Origin of the sequence: Cupriavidus pauculus, from assembly GCF_008801835.1 — a bacterium.
GTDB lineage: Bacteria > Pseudomonadota > Gammaproteobacteria > Burkholderiales > Burkholderiaceae > Cupriavidus > Cupriavidus pauculus.
In genome coordinates this window covers 1-23918 of record NZ_VZOW01000005.1, presented here as the reverse complement: position 1 = coordinate 23918, position 23918 = coordinate 1, and the positions used below count along the sequence as shown (strand labels likewise).

The window sequence follows — 23918 nt, the reverse complement described above, 5'->3', positions numbered from 1 at the left end:
TTGTGCGATGCAGCATAGCACAGTCGGCCGCATCGATCTGCCGTATTGTCTGCAAGACACAACATGAGAATTGGAAACAATTCTGTCCTTGGTCGCCGCCCCGCGCCCCCAGCGATCGAAGAAATTTACTTCCCACGGACAAAAGAATGCAGAACGGCGAAAGATAGACGAATTTGGATGGGATTTATACTGATGATCACAAAAAATCCGAAGGCAACCTTACGCGGCAATGCCCGACAATCGCCCTCAATCCGGTATCGTATCGTGCGCCCTGTGCCCCTTTCGGAAGGTGTGTCGCAACTTCATGGGCGGCGCAGGCATCACATCGGCGACTGGCATCTCGCCCGGCAGCGTCCACTTGCAGGCCGGAGAAATACTATGCGAGCAGGGACGGCCGGCACTCGCGGTGTATCCGGTCCGGACGGGCGGCCTCAAAGGTGTGTACGAATCGCAACTGGGCTGGCGTCAGGTCAGCCGCTTTTTTATGCCCGGCGATGTGCCCGGGCTGGAAGCCCATGATGCCCCCGCGTACGGCATCAGCGTCGTCGCCTTGCAGGATACCGAGTGCTGCGTGATACCGGTCGAAGCGGTGCAAGCGGGGTTCGCCCATGCCGACCTGCGCGCCGCGGCCCTCGACATCTTCCGGCGGCAAACCCGGCGACAGTCCGAGCTGCTGATCGCCATCGGCTCGATGAAGGCGGCGCAAAGGCTGGCAATGCTGCTGCTCGATCTGGCTGGCGAGCAGGCGCGGCGAGGCATGGCGGACAGCGTGCTGACCCTGACCATGACCCGCAACGACATCGCCAGCTATCTGGGCCTGACATTGGAAACGGTGTCGCGACTGCTCTCGCGATTCCGCTCGGCCGGGTTGATTACGGTCCGGCACCGCTTGCTGCGCATCGTCGACGAGGCTGGCCTGGCCGCCGTGCACGCCGATCCCGAGCGCGTCACATTGCGGAACCCTGGCGTCGACTGAGCCGACCGTCTTGCGTATACCGCTCATGCGCGCCGCGGGCCCCCATCGGCGCCACGCTCAGCGCGCTGGCGCGAAGGCCAGCAGGCGGCACGGATGCGCCCGGCGCGCCTCGCTGACACGGGCGCACCGGCTTCCGGCAAGCGCGTTCTAGCGCTCGCCGACGCGCTGCCAGCCTTCGGGCGAGAACGTGCGGATCGCGGCCGCGCGGCGCGCGGTGTCTTTGCCAAGATCGCGTTCGTAGAAACGCTGCTCACTATCGAGCAGGAATGAATGGACACCGCTTTGCCCATATCGCGCCGGCCATGCAACGAACGCGAACTTTGCGTCGCTGCCCTTTGGCGGCGCGATCACGCGAAAGCGATATCCGAAGAACGCCTCGTCCGCGGGCGTTTCCGGCCCCATCGACAATGCATCGGGGCCCAGCGGACTATCGTTGTCGGCCGACGCCGAGGGCCAGTACAGACCGTCGGTTTTCCCCGGGTTGCTGACCAGCTTGCCCGCGTAGGCGCCCCGCCCCACCTGCTTCGCGTATTGCTGCTGGGCATCGGCGAGTTGCTGCAGGGTGTCCATGGCGACGATTTCATTGCGGCCAATCGTGCGCACGCGCACTTCGCGCTCGCCAGCGGGGAGGTCGAACTGCCATCCCGACTTGCGCTTGACGATTGGCACTGGAAATGTCCAGCCGCTGTCACCGACTTCGACGCTGGCGATGTCGTCGCCTTCCTTGCGGATGGCATGGTGGCTCGCCCAGGCGCCGAGAAAGTCGTAGACGTCCTGCTGGTCGAGATGGGGCGGCAGCAGCTTCGGGTATTGCGCGCCAAGCACGCGCGTCAACGCCGCCGGATCGCTGCGGGCGACGCCGTCGCCCAGCGCGTCCATCGCCGCTTCAGGCGTGGGATAGACCTGCTGGGCCAAAGCCGGCGCCACTGCGCCGAGCAGCGCCGCCGCACACAGCGCGCGTAGCAGACGCAGCATGAATGCGGATACTACCGATTTCCGATTACGCATCATTGCTACCTCCGACCATGACCAAAATGACCGCCACCGGCGCCTCCGCCCAAGGCTGGCCCGCCGCCGCCGTGGAAGCCACCGCCCGAGGCAGCCGGCATGGCGCGCGGCGTGCGGCCGGTATCGCCACGGACCGCGCCGCGATCAACCTGCTGGCGCATACGATCTCCATTTCCGGCATCCCGGAAGGCGTTATTGCGATTGCTGTCGCGCGCACGATTACGCGCTTCGGCCTGATCCGCCCGCTGCCGGTTCGCATCTGCGGGCCGGGGATTCTGGCCGCCTGCCTGACGATTGACGTTTGGCGCGCCATGGCCAGAAATCGATTGTCCGGTGCGCCCCTGGAACGATTGCGCCGCACGCTCGCGAGCCGCGTCGCGCTGGCTTTGCTCGCCGGATCCGCCCTGTCCTAGACGCTGCGTCCCGCCAGCGCCGCCGAGTTGGCCCGCGCGCGGATTCTGTACACCGCCGCCTGCCTGCCCAAGACGCTGACCACCGCCGGCCTGTCCCGCTCCGGGACGGTTCGCCAGCGCCTGCTGGCGCTGCGCGTCGTAACGGCCGGCAACGTTCGCATTGTTGTACGGCACATTGCCGCGATTGGCCGGATTGTGCTGCCAGTTCACGTTGGCCCGGTTCACGTCGAGCCGCTGGTTCACGTTAATGTTGTTGTAGCGATTGACGTTGATATTCACGTCGTGATGGCCCCAGTCGAAACCGCCCCAAAGCGAATTGACCGCGGCAACACCGAGCCCGAATCCGACGCCGGCCACCAGCGCCCCGGCAAAGACGGATCCCGGCGGCGGCGGATAGTAGGCCGGCGGATAAGCCGGATAGGGCCACGCGCCATAGACCACGGTCGGGTTGTAGGTCGGCACATAAACCACCTGCGGATTGGCCGGCTCGATCTGCACGATCGTCGTGCCGCCAGTCTGCTGCGTCACAACCTTCTGTTGTTCCGTCGTCTTCAGGCTGCCGGCCTTCTGCGCTTGTACGCGCAGACGCTGCACGGAATCCATCACGTCATCGGGCTGCGCAAGGAATGCGTCGCCGACCGACTGGACCCACTGAGGCTGACGTCCGAGCACGTCCATGACCGACGGAAACGCGACCAGCGACTGCACGCTTGGATCCCACCGCTCGCCTGCAACGGCCTTGGTCGCTGCGTCACCCGACAAAGTGGGATTCGACTTCGACCATTGCGCGGCGGCTGCCACATCAGCCGGGTAGGTCGATGCCATCAACACCTGCGACAACAGTGCGTCGGGATAAAGCGCCACCGGCGCCAACAGCTGGTCCAGATGCGGCGGATCGAGCTTAGCCTGGGCCATCGCATTGCCCGTGCCGGCCAGCAACGTCAGCCCGAGCAGCCAGGCAAGGAATCCTCTTGCGCGGAACATGTTCGCTCCTTGTAAAGACGGATGAGACCGCTACGTTCGATGTATCCGCGCATGCTGCCCCGTCTGTGTAGATGCGCGGACGCGCGGCTTACTTGCGCTCCTGCGCACATTCCTGGCGATAGGCCTCTTCCAGCCGCTTGCGATCGGGTGCGCGTTCGAGCGTCGGGTAGGTGAGCCCTTCGGCGGTCTGCACGGAGGACTTTCCTTTGGACCATTGCGGCGTCGATGGGATGGCGTTGAGCTTATCGAGCAGTTGACGGCAGTGCTCTCTTTGCGACGTACTCAAATTACCTTCGACGTCTTCCACCGTCGAGGTGGCCGGATCAAGCATGCGCGGCGGAACAGGCGCCGTCATTGGCGATGCGGGATCGATTGGAGGCGCGGCCTGAACACTGAACCCGAACAAGCCGATGCATCCCACTGCAGCCATGGCTGCGAAAACCTTTTTCACAAAAACTCCACAATCCTGTGGCAATGCATTGATTGCCATGCGATAGACGCCGGTCGGCGGGAGCAAACGAGTAACGATCAACTCGACATTGCCGGACCGAGATCGAGCAATTTCAGCGGTCCACTCTGCCGCTGCCACGCCGGCTGGTACGATTGCGCAGCAGCTCGAGTTGCAGCAGCGCATCCGCAAGCATACTCTTGAGCCGCACGTTTTCTTCCTCGAGCTGGCGCATGCGCCGCACATCCGACGCTTCCTTCAGCCGTGGCGATCCATATTTCGTCCGCCATCCGTAAAATGATGCATCGCTGAAACCATAACGTGCGCAAAGCTCGCGTACCGGGACGCCTTTAGCAGCCTCTGCGAGGTACATGCGGATCTGATCCTCCGAATAGCGTCTGTTCACCCGAATGCCTCCACTCCGCGGGCCTCCGCGCGGCTGACCAGACGGTCCGCCGATCCTGCGGGTAAGTTAGCGTAGCGCTCGTTCAAAAGGCAAGTCAGTGTCTTTGCAACGCGAGTTAAGAAAATTGAAGTCGAAGCATCGGAGAGATCAGCAATCTTGGTACCGGAACAACCACGAGTGCCTGGCCCACGTTGCGCGAGTCAAATTTTGTCATTCCAAATTGGAAAAATTCGTCGTGCTGGACACTGTGGAACAGGTGATCTAAACCATTTCGTATGGCAAGCACTCGCTGCCATCGCGGCAGCTGAAAAAAAGAAATGCCTGCGAAACGCTTCTGCCATGCGGTTTGCGGGCATGTCTTGTTGTGAAGACAAGAGGCCTTGCGGCGCGGTGAATTTCACGCATTCGAACGCCATTACTGGTACTTTCTAAAATGTTGTATTAAGATTTCCTCGCATCAACTAATTTTCAAACGCCTGCGAAACGCGCATCCCAGCGCTTGCAGACAGGCGGTCGACAGCTACGCATCGTTACAACGATGACGCCAATATATGAGCTGCCGGATTACCCCAGGGCCTGAGGAAGCGGTGCCACTGTAGTTCCACTAAAAATTCCTGACACAAATGTCTGGAAGCTTTGGCGGTGGTGGTGATACCCATGTGAAGCGGTATGGGTGTATTACCTGGGGTTGAAGGACCTCCCCTGTTTTCTTGTTGTATCAGTTTGAGCCTTGCCTGTTTCGCCCCCAATGCAGTGGCGCGGCGGGCAAGCCATCTATTTGCCCAGCTTTACCATAAAAAAAACAATCGGAAGAATCAGATCGGGAGAAGTCAGTATGCGGCATGTCAGCACCAAGCTATTGCATGTATTTGTCCTGCTCATGGAATACCGTGATCTGAGCGCGGTAGCCGCCTGCACGCAGGGACGCATTCCAACTGTTGCCTATAGTCTCGCGCGGCTGCGTGAGATAACCGGCGACCCGCTGTTCGTCAAGCGAAACGGCACGCTCGAGCCGACGCCTCACGCACTGCGCCTGGAGCAGACGGCGCGGCAGATCTTGTCCAAGTGGAATCATCTCGTACAACCGCTCGACAGCAACGTTCAGTCGGAAAATACCGGGCGGCGTATCTCCATCGGCTTTTCGTCATCGATCGGGGACCCGGTCATTACAGAAATCCTGACTGCGCTGTGCGAACGTTTTCCGCACGACAGTTTCATCACGCGCCCCGTGATCGCCGATGCGGCGCTTGGCGAGAGCCTGGAGACCGGCAAGCTCGATTGCGCCTTCGTGGTCGACGGCACCAGCGTGCCGGACAGCGTCACGCCGCACAGCATCCTGGCTACGCCGCGCCGGCTGGTCAGCGCGGCGCGCGTGGGCTCGAGCGACGATGTGGAAAGGGACTGGATCTTGCTGCAGGAGGATTGCGAAAGCGGCAGTCCACTGCGCGCCTTTCTCGCGCGACAGGCCACCACGCCAGGCCATCGCGAAACCGTGGTGCCGTCGTGGCACACGCAGATCACCCTGCTGCAATCGGCAGGCGGCATCTGCCCGGTACTCGACTTCAACGTGCCGTTGGTAACGCGCGACCGGAAAACGCGCCTGCTGGCGCCGCCGGCGAGCTTTCCGGCCTGGGCGGCGCTGCATTTCTGGATGCCGCAGTGCACGCCTGACCGTGCCATCCTGCGCGACATCATGGAAGTTGGCGCCGCGGTGCTCCGAGACCCGCTCAAGGCCATCGACGGCCGCCGCCAAGCGCAGCAGCCATCCCGCCCGCTGGCTGTGGCCTGACGCGCGTCCAGATCCAGCCATTCCATTTGCGGCCCCGCCGATGGCGACATCGCGGGGCCGCAATGCATTCGTCTGCGCAAACGCACAACTTCCCATTTCATTTTGCGAATCGTCTTACTGCCCTAGTCAACGCCTCCCATTACTCTCGGCTGGCATCGCGTCGCATCGGATCGTCGCCCGTTTGGTCCGGTGCGCCGGGTGTACGCAGTTGCTGCGTGTTCGCGCCGCACACGTCTGTCGCGTGCGGCGCTTTTTTGACGCCAGCGCGGAGCCGAACGCTGAGCCATGTACAGCACAGGAGTCAATGGATGACGTTGAGGATTTTGCTGGCCGACGACCACCCCGTCATTACGGCGGCGATCCGGGCCAGGGTGCAGACCCAAACCGGCTGGGAAGTTTGTGGGGAAGTTGCAAGTGCCTCGGAATTGCTGCAGCAGGCCGACATTGAGCGGCCGGATGTCGTGGTGACGGATTTCCATATGCCCGGCCCCGCCGAGCTAGACGGCGTAAGGCTGATCAGCGCCTTGCGCCGCCGCTATCCAGCCATGTCGATAGTGGTACTGACCATGATCACCAATCCGCTGGTATTGCGGACCATTCTTGATGTCCGCATTCAGGGACTATTACTCAAGGATTGCCAGCTCGACGAGATCGTCACCGCAATTGCGCGGGCGCAGCGCGGCTTCACCTATATCGGCAAGTCCGCGCTGCGCGCTCTGGCGCCCACCGACCTGCGCACCATGCTTCCCTGCGGCAGCGATGGCGAACAACGCCTGTCGGCGCGCGAGACGGAAGTGTTGCGCCTGTTTCTGACCGGCCGGTCCGTTACCGAAATTGCCACGACGCTATGCCGGAGTGTCAAAACCATCAGCCGGCAGAAAAACTGCGCCATGCACAAGCTGGGCGTCAGCAATGACCGCGAGCTGTTCGAATGCGCGGCACTGCAGGGCGTCGTCCTGCCAAGGAGTTGATCCACGATGCATGCCACTGCCCGCTATAATCGGCCGCGGCGCATGCTGGCCTCGCCAGGCGCCGCCGCCATTGCCACCCCTGCGGAGTGTCCGCTGCCCATGCTGTCCACGCCAAGCGCCTGTTCCCCCACGCTCGAAACCTGCCGCGTGCCCGTTCTGCTCGTGGCCGCGCCGGCCTCCGGCCAGGGCAAGACCACGATCACCGCTGCACTGGCGCGCCTGCATGCACGCCAGGGGCTGCGGGTGCGCGTGTTCAAGACCGGGCCGGACTTCCTCGACCCGACCTTGCTTGCCGCGGCCAGCGGCGCACCAGTGCACTCGATCGATCTATGGATGACGGGAGAGGCCGACGCGCGCGCCAGGCTGGCCAGCGCGGCGCGCGAGGCAGACCTCATTCTGGTCGAGGGCGTGATGGGTCTGCACGACGGCACGCCCAGCAGCGCCGATGTGGCCCGGCTGTTCGGCCTGCCGGTGCTGAGCGTGATACAGGCCGGCGCCATGGCGCAAACATTCGGCGCCGTCGCTTACGGCCTGGCGCACTACGGGCAGCCGTTTCGCGCCATGCACGTATTGGCCAACGGCGTCGGCAGCCCCCGTCACGCGACCCTGGTGCGCGAAAGCCTTGCGCCGGACATCAAGTGGGCAGGATCGCTGGCGCGCGACCCAGCGGCGAGCCTGCCGGAGCGGCACCTGGGCCTGTTCAGCGCGGACGAGTTGCCGGATCTGATGGATCGGCTGGACCGTCTTGCCGACGCCCTTGCCACCCAGCCGATCGCACAACTTCCCGAGCCGGTGCCGATCGCCGACGTCGGCGCACCGCCGGTGCCCGCATTGCTGGCCGGCAAACGTATCGCCATCGCGCGAGACGAGGCATTCCGCTTTATCTATCCCGCCAATGTCGAAACGTTGACAGCGCTGGGTGCCGATATTGCTTGGTTCTCGCCACTGCACGACCAGACGCTGCCGCCGTGCGACGCCTTGTGGCTGCCGGGCGGTTATCCTGAATTGCATGCCGCCGGCCTGGCCGCGAATATATCGATGGTTCGCGCGATTCGTGACGCGCACGCGCTCGGCATGCCGATCCTGGCCGAATGCGGCGGCATGATGATGCTGTTCGACACACTGGTCGACAAGGCGGGTGTCGCCTATGCGATGGCGGGGCTGCTGCAGGGCACCGTTACGATGCAGAAACGGCTGGCGGCAATCGGGCATCAAGCCGTCACGCTGCCGACGCAGCATGGCGTCATACGCGGGCACACGTTTCACTATTCCGCGACCGATTCGCCATTGACACCGATCACCCACGCGGTATCGCCGCACGATGGGTCGCGTGGCGAAGCCGTGTATCGGGTAGGGTCGCTCACCGCGTCATATGTGCACTTGTATTTCCCGTCGAATCACACGGCCATCGCGGCGCTGCTTGGCGGGGAGTGATGCGTGGAAAATTTCAGGCTGCGTCGCGTTCCGCTGTCGTCCGTGCCACAGCATCGGCAATGCCTGATTCCAGCTGCGCCAGGCCCTTCGACAGATTGTGCATCGTGGTTTCGGACACGTTGGCGAGCACATCCTGCAGAAACGCGGATCGGCGCGGCATCGCCTGATCGACGATGTCTCGTCCGAGGGTTGTCAACGTGACGTTGGTCATGCGATTGTCACGCTCGCTGGTGGTGCGCTCGACCCAGCCCAACTCCTGCAGGGCCTTCAATTGACGCGTAAGCGCGCCGGGGTCCATGCCAACGCGATCGGCCAGCGGCTTCTGCGCAATGGGGCCCTCGTGTCCGTACAAGGCAAAGAGAATGCGCCAGCGCGGCAGCGGATGGCCGATACGCTGTTCGAACGCCGATGCGTACGCCCGGTACGTGCGTCCAAACTGTTGCAGCACGGCCAGGCTTTGTCGCTCCAGTTCCAAATTCAGTCTCCTGTTGGCGAAGATCTTCCGCCGATGTTCAGTCCGTCGCCATCGCAGGCTCTTGCACCCGCGTCAGCTTGATGGGCGGCACGCGGCGCGTGCGCCAGATGCCGATCAATGCTGCAATCGCCGCCAGCATCAGGCCCAAATGGATCGCGCTAACCAGCGATGCGCGCGCCTGCTCAAGCAGCAAGGCTCCATTGTGCCCTGCACTGTGCAGATTGGTCAGCAATTCGGCCTGCGATGCCTTGTCGATCAAGATCTGCGGGTCCGTCATTCTGGGCGCCCATTCCGATGCATTTGCCGCAGCAAGTGCATTGGTAACACTCGATGTATAGCTGCGCGTCACCAGTGTGCCAACCAGCGCGGTCCCGACCATCCCTCCCACCATGCGTAGCGACTGCAACATGGCCGTGGCAATGCCCAGGTGCGAGCGGCCTGCCGTCTGCTGTGCAAAGACGGTCAGGTTCGGCAGGACGAATCCAAGACCGAGCCCCGCGCACAGCATGATGGCCAGCAGCACGTGGTGATGCATAGCGCGCGTGGCCTGGGAGAGCCCGAGCAGCGCCAACGCCAACATGGCGAAACCGGCATAAAGCATGCTGTTAGGCCGCGGGATGCGTGTAATGATCCGGCCGTTGACGATACTGCCCACCGTGATGCATACCACGAGCGGCGTTACCAGCAGCCCCGCTTCCTTCGGCGAGTAGCCAAACCCGCCCTGAAACAGCAACGGCGCGTAGAGCAGCAACGCAAACATCGCGAATCCGCCCAGCACCCCGAGCAAGAAAAGCGGGGACAGCGCCGGATTTCTGAACATGTCGAGCGGCAAAATCGGGTTCGCGCAACGGTGCGACCATTGCCACAGCGCCACGAATGCGGCGCACGACAACACCATCAGGCCGACGGTCACCAGCCCCAGGCCACGCTCGGGCAGCCATTCGACCGACAGTTGCAGGCTGCCAAGGCCCACCGCGATCAACATGGCGCCCAGCCAATCTATCCGCACAGGGCCGTCGTGCGAGGCCTGCCTGAGGTGTGGCAAATATCGCCATGCGAACAGCAGTCCGAGCACGCCAACAGGTACGTTGATGTAGAACACCGCTCGCCATCCAAACCATTCCGTCAGCACGCCGCCCAGCGACGGGCCCAGGGCGTTGGCCAGGCCGAACGCGGTGCTCATCATCACCTGCCAACGCAGGCGCACATGGGAATCGGGGAACAGGTCCGGAATACAGGCAAATGCGGTACCGACCAGCATGCCGCCGCCAATGCCCTGCAGTGCGCGCGCACCCACCAGGAACAGCATGTTGTTGGCCATGCCGCACAATACTGAAGCCGCAAGAAACACCACGATCGATGCCAGTACGAACGGCTTGCGGCCGTAATAGTCGCCAAGCCGGCCGAAAATCGGCACGGTAATCACCGATGTCAGCAGATACGCCGTAGCGACCCATGCGTAGTACTCGAAGCCTTGAAGTTCGGCCACCACGGTGGGCAATGCGGTAGCCACCACGGTCTGGTCCAGCGCCACCAGCATGACAACAAACGCGATGCCCAGCATGGCCAGCAGAGATTCCCGAAACGGCAGCACCTGCCCTCGGTTGTTTATTTGTGCTGGATCCTGCGCTGGATGGGGTTTCGAAGCCATTTCTGTTGCCGAATCAATCGTTGTAACGTCAAGGATCGAGAAATTATAGGCTCCTGGCGCATCGTGTGCTGGGGAATTTCCGAGCGCGTCAAACAGGTGGCGGATCGTGCCATCATTCTTGGGTCAGCCATCCGCAAGTCAAAGGAGTTCGCATGAAGCCGATCACGTTGTTCGGTGCACCGACAGACGTCGGGGCCAGCATTCGCGGCGCCTCGATGGGCCCGGAAGCGCTACGCGTGGCCGACATCGCCGGCGCATTGATACGGAACGGTCTCGATGTACGAGACATCGGCAACCTGAACGGACCGGGCAACCCCTGGCAACCGCCGGTCGACGGCATGCGGCACCTGGAAGAAGTGCTGGCATGGAACCGCCAGATCTTCGACACCGCGTACGCCGCGCTGACAGCGGGGCATATGCCGCTGCTGATGGGTGGCGATCATTGCCTGGCGATCGGGTCGGTCAGCGCCGCTGCCCGACACTGCCGCGAGCAAGGCAAACGCCTGATGGTGCTATGGCTGGACGCCCACGCCGATGCCAACACGGGCAGCACCAGCCCCACAGGCAATATCCATGGGATGCCAGTGGCTTGCCTGTGCGGCGATGGTCCGGCGCCGCTCACCGCGTTGAGCGGCGTCACGCCAGCCATGTCGCCCCAACAGATCCGCCAGATCGGCATCCGCAGCGTCGATGCCGAAGAGAAGTTGCGCCTGCGCGAATTGGGACTGACGGTCTACGACATGCGCTACATCGACGAGAACGGCATGCGGCAGACGATGGAGCGCGCGCTGGCGGGCATCGACGCCGATACACATCTGCATGTCAGCTTTGACGTGGACTTTCTCGACAGCCAGATCGCGCCAGGGGTGGGCACGCCGGTGCGCGGCGGGCCGACCTATCGCGAGGCGCATCTGGCGCTGGAAATGATCGAGGACACCGGCGCGCTATGCTCGCTCGACGTGCTCGAACTCAATCCGGCGCGCGATGTCCACAACCAGACCGCGGAACTCGTGGTGGAACTGATCGAAAGCCTGTTCGGCAAATCCACGCTGTAGCCGCGGCGCGATCAGGCTGCCGGATAGTTGAAGCGCTCGCCCTGCGCGTCGCGATCGTAGACGCGCTGGCCTGCCACATAGGTGGCGCGCACCACGCGATCGTCCCCGAGCGTCATCAGCACGAAAAGGCGTTCGACGATATCCGCGCAGTAGGCGTCGCGAAAATCAAGCATCGGCGTGGCCTTGCGATCGAGGATAACCAGATCGGCATCGAAGCCGGGAGCGATCGAGCCGATGGTGTTTTCGAGACACAGCGCCTCGGCGCCGCCTCGCGTGGCCAGATACCAGGCGTGGATTGCCGTCAGCCGTGTACCATTCATGGCGGCAACCTTGTATGCCTCGTTCAGGCTCTGCAACTGGCAGAAGCTGGTCCCGGCGCCGATATCGGTGCCAAGGCCCACCCTCACCGGCCGCGCGGCTTGCTTGGCATCGAACAACCGGAATAGGCCGCTGCCCAGGAACAGGTTCGAGGTCGGGCAGTGCGCTAGCGCCGCGCCGGTCTGGTGACAGATCGCGAAATCCTGCTCGGTCAAGTGGATACCGTGACCGTAGATGGACCGGTCGCCGACGATGCCCGCATGCGCGTAAACATCCAGATAACTTTGGCGTGCCGGGAACAAGGACCGCACCCAGGCGATTTCATCGAGGTTCTCGCACAGATGCGTCTGCACGTAGGCGTCGGGATACTCCTTGCGCAGCGTGCCGCAGACATCGAGCTGGGCGTCGGTGCTGGTAGGCGCAAAGCGCGGTGTAATGCAATAGTGCTGGCGCCCTCGGCCATGCCAGCGTCCGATCAGCGCCTGGCTCTCCCGGTATCCCGTCTCCGCGGTGTCCAGCAGCGCAGGCGGCGCGTTGCGGTCCATCAGTACTTTGCCCGCGATCATGCGCGTATTGAAGCGGCTCGATTCCTCGAAGAACGCATCTACCGACTGCGGATGCACAGTGCAGTAGACGGCCGCCGTAGTGGTCCCGGCACGCAGTAGCTCCCGCAGGAAGACCCCCGCCACGCTGCGCGCGTGCCCGATATCGGCAAACTGCTGTTCCGCGATGAACGTGTATTTGGTCAGCCATTCGAGCAGTTGTTCGCCGAACGCGGCGACCATCTGGGTCTGCGGATAATGGATATGCGTATCGATAAAGCCGGCGCTAACGATCGCATCGGGATAGTGAAGAACCAACGTATCGGCGGGCAGGCGCTTCAACACCTCGTCGGCGGGGCCGAAATCCGCGATCTTGCCGTCGTCCATGGCGATGACGGCATCGGGCTCGTACACCAGGCAGTCGGCGGGTTCATGCAGGAACGGGTCGGCGCGAAATGTCACTGCCGCGGCGCGAATGGCTGTCGTGCTCATGTCATTGCTCTCCATTCAAGGTCTTACTGTTGTTTGGGATAGGACTCGCGCATGATCAGCGACAGCAGTAACGCCACTGCCAGCGCCACGACGATCGGAAGCGCCGCATACTGCGCCAGCGCCAACGAATGCTCGGCGAGGCCCTCGGCTTCCCCCATGGCGACTCGCGCGCCGGGCCGGGCGATCATGATGCCGCCCGCAATAAACGCCAATCCGTTGACGAACGCCGCCGATGTGCCGATCAACTGCGGCGGCACAACGTCGGCCGCGCTACTGAAGGTCAGCATATGCGCCGCGTTGGCAAAGCCAAAAATGAAGTTCAGTAACAGTGCCAGCCAGATCGGCAGCACCGGCACATAGAGAATGGCGGACGCGCACGCGAGCTGAATGGCGCAGCCCAGTACGATCGGCAGCTTGCGCCGACGCAGCCTGTCCGACCATGCAGGCAGCACAAGGCAACCTGCGGCCAGCCCAAGCCATAGCAGCGACGCACTGAAGGCCGCCTGCTCCGGCGACGCGCCGCGCACTGCCATGAGCTTGGGAGTCCAGACCACACCGCCTGCCAGCAGACTGCCGAACAGCACCGCACAGATAAGCGCGCATAGCCAGACGTGAAAGATCTTCATTACCGCGTTCAGCGATGCGATGACATCCTTGAAGAATCCTCCGATGCTGTCCGCGGTCTGCTCCACCGGCGCCGGATTGCGCAAATAGATATAGGCCAGCACGGTCAGTATCACGCCAGATGCGCCGACGTAATTGAACAGCGTGCGCCACTCCATCTGCGCCAATGCGTATTGAAGTGCCGTCACTGAAAAAGCCGATGACAGCGATGCGCACAATTGCACGAGACCAAACATGAAATTGAATTTGGCCATGCCAAACCATTGACCGCCGATATATCCGCCACCGACAAAGCCGGTGCATGCGCCAATCGCCATTACGAATTGCGATGCCAGCAACATTGGATAGCTGGTGGCGTTGGCAAACAGAAACACCCCGAGCGTCACCAGCGCGACCGACAGCGGCAGCACCTTATGCGCGCCAAGGCGGTCCAGCAATGCGCCGCCAAAAAACTGGCAGACCGCGAATACCCAGGTGTACACGGCGGCGATCGTACTGATTTGCGTGACGCTCAACGCAACATCGCGCCCGATGTCCGCGTTGACGACCGAGTAGCCGGTCTGCACGCTGAACAGGTACACCACAAACAATACGGAAAGCGTCCATACCCACCAGGCCCGGGCGCCGCCGAGCTGCACTTGCGCTGTCCGCGCTATCGATGTGGATTGCGTCTGTGCCATCTCTTGCCCCTCGATGTGGATGCGAGAACTATCGTGCACAGAGGGGCGTCGTCGAAGTGATTTTTTTTGATGCAGCTCGCCGTAAATCGATGCCACTTATTTCGATGCGGCTCTGATGGCGCAGCCATCGCGCGCATCGCGAATGCAACCGGCTTGACGCCAAAATAAAAAACGGAGGCAGCCAGAAGCTGCCTCCGTCATGACTGCATCGATTTCGCGCGCGGCGATCAGGATGCCGATTTATTGCTGTTGGCTGCGCTGCCAGTTGTAGTGCCGGCGTCAGGTGCCGCTGGCCCGGTAACCTCGTTCAGCCCGCCTCCCAGCGCCTTGTAGAGATTGACTTCACTGGTCAGCTGATTGAACCGTGCATCGATCAGTGCCTGCTGCGCGTTGAACAGCTGCCGCTGCGCGTCGAGCAGCGTCAGATAGCTATCGACGCCAGTACGGTATCTGCCCTCCGCCAATCTGAAGTAGTCCTGACTGGCTTCGACAAGCCGCTGTTGTGCCTGAAGCTGATCGGTGTAAGTGCCACGCGCGGCCAAACCGTCCGACACCTCGCGGAACGCCGACTGCACGGTCCGTTCGTACGTCGCGACGTTGATGTCCTTCTGGACCTTCGCGTAGTCGAGGCTCGCGCGCAGGCTGCCGGCGGTGAAGATCGGCAGCGTAATCTGCGGCGAGAACAACCACGTACCCGATCCCGCATCGAACAGTCCGGACAACTGGCGGCTGGCCGTGCCGCCCGAAGCGGTCAGCGTGATGCGCGGAAAGAACGCCGCGCGCGCTGCGCCGATATCGGCGTTGGCCGACAGCAGACGATGCTCGGCCGCGAGGATGTCGGGACGGTTCTGCAACAGATCCGACGGCATGCCGGCCGGCACATCGGCGACCAGTTTCTGGTAGAGGCTCAATCCTTCGGGCAGGTCCGCCGGCATGGCCGTGCCGAGCAGCAGCGTCAGCGCATTGGCGTCCTGCGCCACCAGACGCGTATATCGGGCCAGCGATGCACGCGCGTTCTCGACCTGCGTCTGCGATTGGCGCAAGTCCAGACGAGACGCGACGCCTTCCTCGAAGCTGCGGCGCGTCAGGTTGTACGTCCGCTCGTAGGTGCCAAGCGTATCGCGTGTGACCTGCAGTTGCGCCTCGTCGGCGCGCATCGTCAGATAGGCGTTGGCGACGCTGGCCACCAGCGCGATCTGCGTGCTGCGGCGCGCCTCCTCGCTGGCGAAGTATTGCTGAAGCGCGGCGTCGCTCAGGCTGCGCAATCGGCCGAACAGATCGATTTCCCAGGCCGTGGTGCCGAGCGACACGCCGTACTGGCTGCTGATCACGCGCTGCCCCGTGGTGGACAGGTCCGCCGGCACGCGCTGGCGCGTACCTTGGCCGGTCGCGCCGACTTCAGGGAACAAGTCCGCGCGCTGGATGCGGTACTGCGCACGGTACGCTTCGACATTCAGCGCGGCCACACGCAGATCGCGATTGTTTTCCAGCGAAACCTCGATCAGCCTGCGCAGGCGTGGATCGGCAAAGTAATCGCGCCAGCCGAGCTCCACCGCCGGCGCCACTTGCGCGTCGCCGGCCGATCCGCGATAGGCATCGCCCTGCGGATACGCAGCGTCCACCGGCGCAGCCGGCCGCTCATAGGTCGGAATCAGGCTGCAGCCGGTCAATGCCGCTGCCGCGGCCAGGCAAAGTAGTGTCTTTCTCATGCTTGTGCTCCCGTTTCCAGGGAGGACGATCCCGATTTGCGGCGCCGTTCCTTGATCGCGCTGACGACCACGAAGAACAGCGGCACCCAGAAGATGGCCAGAACCGTCGCCGTGATCATGCCGCCGATCACGCCAGTGCCGATTGCGTGCTGGCTGCCAGCGCCCGCGCCTTGCGACACGGCCAGCGGGAATACGCCGAGCATGAACGCCAGCGACGTCATGATGATCGGACGCAGCCGCATGCGGCAGGCCTCCACCGCGGCCTCGACGAGCCCCTTGCCCTGGTCGTGCAGGTCCTTGGCAAATTCCACGATCAGAATCGCGTTCTTGGCCGACAGACCCACCGTGGTCAGCAGGCCGACCTGGAAGAACACGTCGTTCGACAAACCGCGCGCGAGCGTGGCGATCAGCGCGCCAATCACACCAAGCGGCACCACCAGCATCACCGAGAACGGAATCGACCAGCTTTCATACAGCGCCGCCAAACACAGGAACACCACCAGCAGCGACAGTGCATAGAGCGCCGGTGCCTGGGCGCCGGACAGCCGTTCCTCGTAGGAAAGCCCGGTCCACGAATACGAAATGCCAGCCGGCATCTGCTTCATGATTTCCTCGACGGCAGCCATCGCCTCGCCGGAACTCTTGCCTGCCGCCGGCTCGCCCAGGATTTCCACCGCCGGCACGCCGTTGTAGCGCTGGAGCTTCGGAGATCCATAGCCCCATTTGCCGGAGGCGAAGGCCGAGAACGGAACCATGTCGCCCTTGTCGTTGCGCACGAACCACTTGTCCAGATCCTCCGGGTTCATCCGCGCATTGGGACGGCCCTGCAGATAGACACGCTTGACGCGGCCGCGATCGATAAAGTCGTTCACGTAGCTGGAACCCCACGCGATCGACACCGTGCTGTTGATGTCGGACACGGAAACACCCAATGCGCGAGCGCGTTCGTCGTCGATGTCCAGCACGTATTGCGGCTCGTCGTTCAGGCCGTTGGGACGCACGCGTTGGAGCGCCGGGCTCTTCGCTGCCAGGCCAAGGAACTTGTTGCGCGCTTCCATCAGCGCGTCGTGGCCAAGGCCGGCCTGGTCCTGCATGTAGAAGTCGAAGCCCGTGGCGTTGCCCAGTTCCTGCACCGCTGGCGGCGCGAACGCGAAGGCCAGCGAATCGCGGAACGTGCTGAACTTGGCTTGCGCGCGCTTGGTCAGGTCGAACACGCTGGTGGCGTCGCCCTCGCGATCCTTGAACGGCTTGAGCAGGATGAACGCGAGACCCGAACTCTGACCGCGACCGGCGAAGTTGAAGCCGTTCACCGTGAACAGCGACTCGACGATCTTGCCTTCGTCGTTCAGCAGGTAGTTGCGCATCTGGTCGAGCACGGCCTGCGTACGCTCTGCCGACGATCCCGGCGGCGTCTGGACCTGGGCATACAACACGCCCTGGTCTTCTTCCGGCAGGAACGACGTTGGAATCCGCGTGAACAGGAAGCCCATCGCCACGACGATCAGCACATAGATGATCAGGAACGGCGCGCGGCGTTTCAGGATGCCCACCACGCCGCGCTCATACTTCTGCGTGGACTTGATGAAGCTGCGGTTGAACCAGCCGAAAAAGCCCTGCTTGTGCTCGCCGTGATCGCCCTTCTCGATGGGCTTTAGCATCGTGGCGCACAGCGCCGGGGTCAATATCAACGCCACCAGCACCGACAGCACCATCGCCGAAACGATCGTGATCGAGAACTGGCGATAGATCACCCCGGTCGACCCGCCAAAGAATGCCATCGGCAGGAACACGGCCGACAACACCAGCGCAATGCCAACCAACGCGCCCTGAATCTGCCCCATCGATTTCCGGGCGGCCTCCTTCGGCCCAAGCCCGTCCTCGGACATCACGCGCTCTACGTTCTCGACCACCACGATGGCGTCATCCACCAGCAGGCCGATGGCCAGCACCATCCCGAACATGGTCAGCGTGTTGATCGAATAGCCGAACGCTGCCAGCACCCCGAACGTGCCCAACAGAACCACCGGCACGGCGATCGTCGGGATCAGCGTGGCGCGGAAGTTCTGCAGGAACAGGTACATCACCAGGAACACCAGCACGATGGCTTCGAGCAGGGTCTTGACCACCTCGTGAATGGAATCGGCAATCACCGGCGTGGTGTCATACGGAAACACCACCTTGATCCCCGGCGGGAAAGTCGGCTCGAGCTGATTCAGCGTATTGCGGACATTCTTGACCGTCTCGAGTGCGTTGGCGCCGGAAGCGAGACGGATCGCGATACCGGACGCCGGCCTGCCGTTGTACTGCGCATTGATGGAGTAGTCCTGGCCGCCCAGGCCCACATCGGCCACATCCTTCAAGCGCACTTGCGAGCCATCGGGATTCACCTTCAGGAGGATATTGCCGAACTGTTCCGCGGTCTGAAGGCGCGTCTTGCCGATCACCGTTGCATTGAGCTGCTGGCCCTGCACCGCGGGCAGGCCGCCCAACTGGCCCGAAGCCACCTGCACGTTCTGCGCTTTGATGGCCGTGCTGACATCGAGCGGCGCCAGCTGGTAGCTGTTCAGCTTGGCCGGATCGAGCCAGATCCGCATCGCATATTGCGAGCCGAACACCTGGAAGTCGCCGACACCCGCCGTCCGCGAAATCGGATCCTGCAGGTTCGAGACGATATAGTTCGACAAATCTTCACGCGTGGTGGCCGGATTGGTCGAAATCAGGCCCACGATGATCAGGAAGTTCCGCACCGATTTGGTCACGCGGATACCCTGCTGCTGTACTTCCTGCGGCAACAATGGCGTAGCCAGCGCGAGCTTGTTCTGCACCTGCACCTGCGCGATGTCAGGGTTGGTGCCCTGCTCGAACGTAGCCGTGATCGTCATGCTGCCGTCGGAATTCGATTCCGACGAGATATAGCGCAGACGGTCGAGACCGTTCAGCTGCTGTTCGATCACCTGCACGACCGTATCCTGCACGGTCTGCGCCGAGGCGCCCGGATAGGTCACCGAAATGGCGATGGTGGGCGGCGCAATCGCCGGATATTGCGTCACTGGCAGCGAGCGTATCGACAGCACGCCGGCGAGCATGATCACAAGCGCGATCACCCACGCAAAGATCGGCCGCTCGATAAAGAAATTAGACATGGCGAATCCTCATGCGTCGGCCCCGATCAGGACTTTGCGGCAGGCGCGGATGCGGCTGCGGGTGCGGATGCGGCGGCGGGCGCATCCCCTGCTGCCGCGGCATCGGCTTCAGTTGCCTTGACCTTCACGCCTGGGCGAACAAACTGCAAACCTTCGACGATCACCCGATCGCCTGCTTTCAGACCATCGGTCACCAACCAGCGCGTGCCGATGGTGCGGTCGGTCTTCAGGACGCGCAGTTCCACCTCGTTGTTGGCGTTGACCACCAGCGCAGTCGGCTGGCCCTTGAGGTCACGCGTCACGCCGCGCTGCGGCGCAAGGATGGCCGAGCTCTTGACACCTTCGGCAAGCCGCGCGTGCACGAACATGCCCGGCAGCAGTTCGCTGCGCGGGTTCGGAAACACGGCGCGCAACGTGACCGATCCCGTGCTCTGATCCACGGCCACTTCGGAAAACTCGAGACGGCCCGCTTCCGCATAGGTGCTGCCGTCTTCCAGCTGGAGCGTCACCTTCGCAGCGTTGGCGCCGGCGCCTTGCAGTTGGCCGTTAGCCAGTTCCTTGCGCAGGCGCAGAATCGACGCGGACGGCTGGGTAACGTCCACATAGATCGGGTCGAGCTGCTGAATCGTGGTCAGTGCTGTGGCCTGGCCATTGGTGACCAAAGCGCCTTCCGTCACCAGCGAGCGGCTGATGCGGCCGGAGATCGGCGCCAGCACCCGGGTGTAGCGCAAATTGATATGCGCCTGATCTACTGCCGCCTTGGCTTGCATGAAGGAAGCCTGGGCTTCTGCGAATTGCTGCTTGCTGACGGCTTCATCGCCGACCAGTCGGCCGTAACGCTCAGCCAGCAGGCGCGATGATTCCAACGTGGCTTCGGCGCTCTTGGCCGTGGCTTCATAGGTCGACGGATCGATCTGATAAAGCTGCTGACCCTGCTTCACGTCGCTGCCTTCCACGAACAACCGCTTCTGAAGAATGCCGTTGACTTGCGGGCGGACCTCCGCGATCCGGTAAGGCGTCGTACGACCGGGCAAGGAGGTATCGAGCGTGACGCTTTCGTTCTTGAGCGTGACAACTTTCACTTCAGGCGTCTGGGCCGCAGGGGCTTCGTTCTTCTTGCCGCATGCGGCTAGCACCGTTACGGCAATAGCCAGCATGCCTGGAATCAAAGCACGCTTGGCGCGCATTGCTTGCATAGCGATTTCCTCGAGGATGAAACGGATTAGTTCTTCTTGCGCCTGGCTTCAACCAAGCGGGCTCCACGGCGCGCGTGGACGCAACAGACGTGCCTGCTTCAGGCAAATTTCGGATATCGAATTCAGCGGATTGTCGCCATCGGCCCCTGCTTTCGCCAGATTGCTGGCCTGGAGGAAAACACAATGCCGGACACGCCGCGCGCGCACCCAGCTACAGGGTCATCCTGTCGATGTCCCTGCTCCCCGTACTCGTAACGTCCTGCACATCTTCGTTTATCGGTATTACCGTTCTTCGCGCAATCACGTGTCCGTCTATTGCGAACATCGCAACTGCCGGTCGCAACAATAATCGGTTTTGTCGATTGTTGCTGGCGACAGCCGAAACGGTAATGTCTGCCATCCATGTAGCACCCTGGTGCGCCAAGGCATGGCGACAACCCCCTCCTCCAGGCAAGTTGTCGCATTCTGCGGCAATGCAGCATTTGAGCGGACTGCTAACTGTCAGTTCCATATCCAAACTGCAGACAGCGTGCCATCGTACCAGCTTGACGATGAATCGTGATCACAGAAATTTGCCTGTAATAACGTGAAATACACGTAATGCAGGGTGGAACTGCTTATTTCTCGGGCAGGTGGGCCGCTCTCCCGGGCTCATGCGCTACGGTCAAAACAGTGTTTTGCGTGAATGAGACAATGTGACATCGTCGGCGAGTGTCAACGCCGATCGAAAATTGCATGGTTGTGGCGCCTGAAAATTGCACGCCCCTCAACTTCATTACTGCGTGACCCTGGTGCGCCGAGCGCGCCGGTTCGTGTCCGATGGGACGAGAAGCTCATCCTGCAGGGCGCGATACAGTTCAGTGTGTTCCCGCATGCGGTAGCTGTTGCCGCGGATGTTGACCAGATGGCAGTGATGGAGCACACGGTCGATGAGTGCGGCAGCCATGACTTCATCACCGAACACCGAGCCCCATTCCTCGAAACCCTTGTTGGAAGTCAGCACGGTCGAGGCGTGTTCGTAACGCCGGTTCATGAGCTGAAAGAAGAGCACGGCACCGGTATGGGTGATTGGCAGATAGCCGATCTCGTCGACCACCAGCAACGCAGGATGGGACAGCACCGCAAGCCGGCGCATCAGTTGGCCGGCGGCCTGTGCTTCTTCGAGCGAGGTGATGAGGTCGATCAGGGTGCCGTAGTACACGCGACGCCCGCGTTGGGCCGCCGCGATGGCCAGGCTGATTGCGAGATGGCTCTTGCCCACGCCCGGCGGCCCGAGCAGGATGACGTTCTCCTTGCGCTCGACGAAGCCCAGCTCGTGCAGGCTCTCGATCTGTTCGCGCTTGATCGATGGCTGGAAGGCGAAATCGAAGCTTTCCAAGGTCTTGACTGCGGGGAGCCTGGACGAGCGCATCGCTGCCTGCAGGCGGCGGTTGTTGCGCAGCATGATCTGCGCCCCCAGCAGGCGCTGGATCGCCTCTGACGCCGTGAGCTGCCCGCCGTCCACATCGCTGAGGATGTGGTCCACTGCCTCCAGCGCGCCGGGCATCTTCAGGTCGGCCAGCATGCCGCGAATAGTTTCACGCGGAGAGTTTGCGGTGTTCATCGGTAACCTCCCGCCAATCGGCCGTAGACACTCAGCGGCCGGTGCTCGACTTGTGGCAGGGGTGCCGGCGTGGTGGCACACGCGGGTTCCTGCACGGCAACCACACCGCGATAGGCTGTCCGTGCCAGGGGCTGCAGCGTGGCCAGCTCGCCGCGCAGGAAACGAGTATCAGGCGCCTCGCCCGTGGTGCGATGGATGCGCCGGTTGGCCTTGTGCGTGACCCATGACAGGGCCTGTGCATTCAGATCGGCGTCGTTGAGGAAGTGCCGGCCGTAGAAAAAGCTCTGCCGGACATAACCGATGGGTCGCTCCACCTTGCCTTTGGTCTGGGCCCGGTACGGCCGGCAGGCGCGGATGCGAAAGCCCCAGTGCGCGGCAAAGCGCGCGAACTCGGCATTCTCCAGCACCTTGCCCCCGCCTGGGCGCTGGTCACCGACCACCACCGCCTTCATCTGGTCGAACAGCAGTTCGGTGGGCACGCCGCCCAGGAAGGCGAACGCCTCCTCCAGGCCGCCCATGAGCACTTCCATGCTCTGGCGCGGATAGAACTGCAGCCACAGGCGTCGCGAGTAGCTCAGCACCACCAGCAGGGCGTACCGCTTGCCCCATGGCAGCCGGAACTCGGCGAAATCCACCTGCGCCTGGCGCCCGGCCGGCGTCTCGAAGCGCACGACCGGCTCGGGGACAGCGCCTGGACGCGCCTGGCGGACGAACTCCTTGACCTGGGTATAGCCGCCCTCGTAACCGGCAGCGCGGATCTCCTCAAACAGCCGCGTGGCAGTCAAGCGGGGATACTCGGCAAGCCGGGCCGAGATGATGCCGCTGAAGCGATCGATCTTGCGGGCCACGGTAGGTCGGGCGCTGTATCGTACTGGCCCCTTATCCAGTGCCCGATCCAGTTGCCCTGCCTCAATCCAGTAATAGAGGGTGCGCAGGCTGATGCCCAGTTGCCGGGCGATCTGCGCCTTGGGCAGCCCTTGCTCCAGATAGTGACGCAACAGCACGCGTTGTTCCCTCCCGTACATGGGCGGCTCCACAGTCTCTTGCAGAGCCGCCACCTTGCCCGAGTGTGCAAATTTCGTCCGCCGCTACCGTGCAATTTACGTCCGCCACCGACAGCGAGCCGTTTCGCGAGGTCAATAAAAAAAGCCCTCGCTGGGTAGCGAGGGCGTGCTGTCCGGTAATGGTGCGACGTCTTTTAAATGGTTATCCGGCCGTTGTTCATTCAAGCGCCGTCCAAGAAACGGCTGCGTGGTCCGAGACGACTGCCGAGCATCGGGCCACTCCACCGCATGTCGCCGCGATATGCCGAGGCGCCCACGCGATCGGTCTGAACCGGCTGGGACATGTCAGGTTGATAGGTTTGAGACTGCGGAGCGAGATCGCTGCGCGTGCTCTGGTTGGCGCCTTGCGAGTACGGGTCGAATTTATCGCCGGTACGCGCGCCGCTGGAATACGGATCGTAAGTGCCCGTGGAAGTTGCCGCGCCCTGCGTATAAGGATCGCGCGGAGTGGGCGTCGTTTGGGCAACAGCGCTTGCCGACAAGATCGCAAAAGCACCTGCTGCGAGAAATGTACTTGCTCGATTCAATCGCATAATTACCTCCATGAGACGAAAGGGGCAACCAATTTGCCACCATGGACGTATAGAGAGCGAAAGGCGTGCCGGGGTGAAAAGCACCGCTTAAGACGCAAAATTATGTGTATCGGCCGATAAAATGCCTTGAAAAACGCATTTTCGGTTCGCTTTTACACATGGCGTGTAAAAGCCGATTTTGGGTCTCCGGACTGCCGAGTGGTTGGCGCCGCCCCGAGTAGACTTGAGCTGACGCATCGCCCGCGGCGATTACCAAGCATCGCACGCTGTAAACCACTCGCTCAAAAGCAAAACCCCCAAGCTTTTAGGGCTTGGGGGTTTTGGGGATAAGAGCCTGGCGATGACCTACTTTCACACGGGTAGTCCGCACTATCATCGGCGCAAAGTCGTTTCACGGTCCTGTT

19 protein-coding genes are annotated in these 23918 nt (G+C 62.4%); 5 read left to right on the top strand and 14 right to left on the bottom strand.

Features of this window, described 5'->3' with window-relative positions:
• Positions 1-229 precede the first annotated feature (229 nt).
• Positions 230-976: a Crp/Fnr family transcriptional regulator gene (locus F7R19_RS07760; RefSeq protein ID WP_223506051.1), complete on the top strand. Its 747-nt coding sequence runs from the start codon at positions 230-232 to the stop codon at positions 974-976.
• A 147-nt stretch (positions 977-1123) separates the two neighbouring features.
• Here the strand turns inward: F7R19_RS07760 and F7R19_RS07755 are convergent, their stop codons facing one another.
• The 4 genes from F7R19_RS07755 to F7R19_RS07740 all read right to left on the bottom strand — a co-directional run bounded on the left by F7R19_RS07755 (position 1124) and on the right by F7R19_RS07740 (position 4235).
• Positions 1124-1987 (bottom strand): DUF2950 family protein, encoded by an 864-nt coding sequence (locus F7R19_RS07755; RefSeq protein ID WP_150979882.1) that lies wholly within the window; start codon positions 1985-1987, stop codon positions 1124-1126.
• A 2-nt stretch (positions 1988-1989) separates the two neighbouring features.
• On the bottom strand, positions 1990-3381 hold the full coding sequence (locus F7R19_RS07750; protein WP_150979881.1) for a DUF3300 domain-containing protein: 1392 nt from the start codon (positions 3379-3381) through the stop codon (positions 1990-1992).
• A gap of 88 nt (positions 3382-3469) precedes the next feature.
• Positions 3470-3871, bottom strand: coding sequence for a hypothetical protein (locus tag F7R19_RS07745; RefSeq protein WP_223506050.1), 402 nt, complete (start codon positions 3869-3871; stop codon positions 3470-3472).
• A gap of 73 nt (positions 3872-3944) precedes the next feature.
• Positions 3945-4235 carry a transposase gene (locus F7R19_RS07740; RefSeq protein WP_223506048.1) on the bottom strand — a complete coding sequence of 97 codons (291 nt, stop codon included), beginning with the start codon at positions 4233-4235 and terminating at the stop codon, positions 3945-3947.
• A gap of 835 nt (positions 4236-5070) precedes the next feature.
• Here F7R19_RS07740 and F7R19_RS07735 point away from each other — a divergent pair.
• The 3 genes from F7R19_RS07735 to F7R19_RS07725 all read left to right on the top strand — a co-directional run bounded on the left by F7R19_RS07735 (position 5071) and on the right by F7R19_RS07725 (position 8429).
• On the top strand, positions 5071-6024 hold the full coding sequence (locus F7R19_RS07735) for a LysR family transcriptional regulator (protein WP_150979879.1): 954 nt from the start codon (positions 5071-5073) through the stop codon (positions 6022-6024).
• Positions 6025-6332: 308 nt separating this feature from the next.
• A complete protein-coding gene (locus F7R19_RS07730; protein ID WP_150979878.1) occupies positions 6333-6995 on the top strand; it encodes a response regulator in 663 nt (220 codons plus the stop codon).
• 99 nt (positions 6996-7094) lie between these two features.
• Positions 7095-8429 carry a cobyrinate a,c-diamide synthase gene (locus F7R19_RS07725; RefSeq protein WP_223506350.1) on the top strand — a complete coding sequence of 445 codons (1335 nt, stop codon included), beginning with the start codon at positions 7095-7097 and terminating at the stop codon, positions 8427-8429.
• Positions 8430-8442: 13 nt separating this feature from the next.
• Here F7R19_RS07725 and F7R19_RS07720 read toward each other — a convergent pair whose 3' ends face one another.
• A complete protein-coding gene (locus F7R19_RS07720; protein WP_061957116.1) occupies positions 8443-8904 on the bottom strand; it encodes a MarR family winged helix-turn-helix transcriptional regulator in 462 nt (153 codons plus the stop codon).
• Between the two features lie 37 nt (positions 8905-8941).
• On the bottom strand, positions 8942-10555 hold the full coding sequence (locus F7R19_RS07715) for an MFS transporter (RefSeq protein WP_150979877.1): 1614 nt from the start codon (positions 10553-10555) through the stop codon (positions 8942-8944).
• Positions 10556-10707: 152 nt separating this feature from the next.
• On the opposite strand from F7R19_RS07715, the gene rocF reads away from it, so the two are divergent.
• Complete coding sequence (gene rocF / locus F7R19_RS07710) at positions 10708-11610, top strand: arginase (RefSeq protein WP_150979876.1); 903 nt, start codon at positions 10708-10710, stop codon at positions 11608-11610.
• Positions 11611-11621: 11 nt separating this feature from the next.
• Here the strand turns inward: rocF and guaD are convergent, their stop codons facing one another.
• From guaD to F7R19_RS07670, 8 genes are all read right to left on the bottom strand, one after another.
• On the bottom strand, positions 11622-12962 hold the full coding sequence (guaD, locus tag F7R19_RS07705; RefSeq protein ID WP_099047581.1) for a guanine deaminase: 1341 nt from the start codon (positions 12960-12962) through the stop codon (positions 11622-11624).
• Positions 12963-12985: 23 nt separating this feature from the next.
• Positions 12986-14266: an MFS transporter gene (locus F7R19_RS07700; RefSeq protein WP_150979875.1), complete on the bottom strand. Its 1281-nt coding sequence runs from the start codon at positions 14264-14266 to the stop codon at positions 12986-12988.
• A gap of 227 nt (positions 14267-14493) precedes the next feature.
• A complete protein-coding gene (locus F7R19_RS07695; protein ID WP_061957111.1) occupies positions 14494-15975 on the bottom strand; it encodes an AdeC/AdeK/OprM family multidrug efflux complex outer membrane factor in 1482 nt (493 codons plus the stop codon).
• Positions 15972-19118: an efflux RND transporter permease subunit gene (locus F7R19_RS07690; protein WP_061957110.1), complete on the bottom strand. Its 3147-nt coding sequence runs from the start codon at positions 19116-19118 to the stop codon at positions 15972-15974. Before F7R19_RS07690 ends, F7R19_RS07695 begins: the two co-directional genes overlap by 4 nt.
• Before the next feature lie 26 nt (positions 19119-19144).
• On the bottom strand, positions 19145-20314 hold the full coding sequence (locus tag F7R19_RS07685; RefSeq protein WP_150979874.1) for an efflux RND transporter periplasmic adaptor subunit: 1170 nt from the start codon (positions 20312-20314) through the stop codon (positions 19145-19147).
• Between the two features lie 775 nt (positions 20315-21089).
• A complete protein-coding gene (gene istB, locus F7R19_RS07680; protein ID WP_211922719.1) occupies positions 21090-21917 on the bottom strand; it encodes an IS21-like element helper ATPase IstB in 828 nt (275 codons plus the stop codon).
• The gene (gene istA / locus F7R19_RS07675) at positions 21914-22942 is read right to left on the bottom strand and encodes an IS21 family transposase (RefSeq protein WP_150979873.1); all 1029 of its coding nucleotides are present in this window, start codon (positions 22940-22942) and stop codon (positions 21914-21916) included. Before istA ends, istB begins: the two co-directional genes overlap by 4 nt.
• A 200-nt stretch (positions 22943-23142) precedes the next feature.
• Positions 23143-23514: an endonuclease gene (locus F7R19_RS07670; RefSeq protein ID WP_150979872.1), complete on the bottom strand. Its 372-nt coding sequence runs from the start codon at positions 23512-23514 to the stop codon at positions 23143-23145.
• Between the last annotated feature and the right edge of the window lie 404 nt (positions 23515-23918).

What these genes read in the sequence shown, in the direction of transcription:
- F7R19_RS07760 (WP_223506051.1), top strand. Translation starts at nt 230, where the DNA reads ATGCCCGACAATCGCCCTCAATCCGGTATCGTATCGTGCGCCCTGTGC.
- F7R19_RS07755 (WP_150979882.1), bottom strand. Translation starts at nt 1,987, where the DNA reads ATGATGCGTAATCGGAAATCGGTAGTATCCGCATTCATGCTGCGTCTG.
- F7R19_RS07750 (WP_150979881.1), bottom strand. Translation starts at nt 3,381, where the DNA reads ATGTTCCGCGCAAGAGGATTCCTTGCCTGGCTGCTCGGGCTGACGTTG.
- F7R19_RS07745 (WP_223506050.1), bottom strand. Translation starts at nt 3,871, where the DNA reads ATGGCAATCAATGCATTGCCACAGGATTGTGGAGTTTTTGTGAAAAAG.
- F7R19_RS07735 (WP_150979879.1), top strand. Translation starts at nt 5,071, where the DNA reads ATGCGGCATGTCAGCACCAAGCTATTGCATGTATTTGTCCTGCTCATG.
- F7R19_RS07730 (WP_150979878.1), top strand. Translation starts at nt 6,333, where the DNA reads ATGACGTTGAGGATTTTGCTGGCCGACGACCACCCCGTCATTACGGCG.
- F7R19_RS07725 (WP_223506350.1), top strand. Translation starts at nt 7,095, where the DNA reads ATGCTGTCCACGCCAAGCGCCTGTTCCCCCACGCTCGAAACCTGCCGC.
- F7R19_RS07715 (WP_150979877.1), bottom strand. Translation starts at nt 10,555, where the DNA reads ATGGCTTCGAAACCCCATCCAGCGCAGGATCCAGCACAAATAAACAAC.
- rocF (WP_150979876.1), top strand. Translation starts at nt 10,708, where the DNA reads ATGAAGCCGATCACGTTGTTCGGTGCACCGACAGACGTCGGGGCCAGC.
- guaD (WP_099047581.1), bottom strand. Translation starts at nt 12,962, where the DNA reads ATGAGCACGACAGCCATTCGCGCCGCGGCAGTGACATTTCGCGCCGAC.
- F7R19_RS07700 (WP_150979875.1), bottom strand. Translation starts at nt 14,266, where the DNA reads ATGGCACAGACGCAATCCACATCGATAGCGCGGACAGCGCAAGTGCAG.
- F7R19_RS07695 (WP_061957111.1), bottom strand. Translation starts at nt 15,975, where the DNA reads ATGAGAAAGACACTACTTTGCCTGGCCGCGGCAGCGGCATTGACCGGC.
- F7R19_RS07690 (WP_061957110.1), bottom strand. Translation starts at nt 19,118, where the DNA reads ATGTCTAATTTCTTTATCGAGCGGCCGATCTTTGCGTGGGTGATCGCG.
- F7R19_RS07685 (WP_150979874.1), bottom strand. Translation starts at nt 20,314, where the DNA reads ATGCAAGCAATGCGCGCCAAGCGTGCTTTGATTCCAGGCATGCTGGCT.
- istB (WP_211922719.1), bottom strand. Translation starts at nt 21,917, where the DNA reads ATGAACACCGCAAACTCTCCGCGTGAAACTATTCGCGGCATGCTGGCC.
- istA (WP_150979873.1), bottom strand. Translation starts at nt 22,942, where the DNA reads ATGTACGGGAGGGAACAACGCGTGCTGTTGCGTCACTATCTGGAGCAA.
- F7R19_RS07670 (WP_150979872.1), bottom strand. Translation starts at nt 23,514, where the DNA reads ATGCGATTGAATCGAGCAAGTACATTTCTCGCAGCAGGTGCTTTTGCG.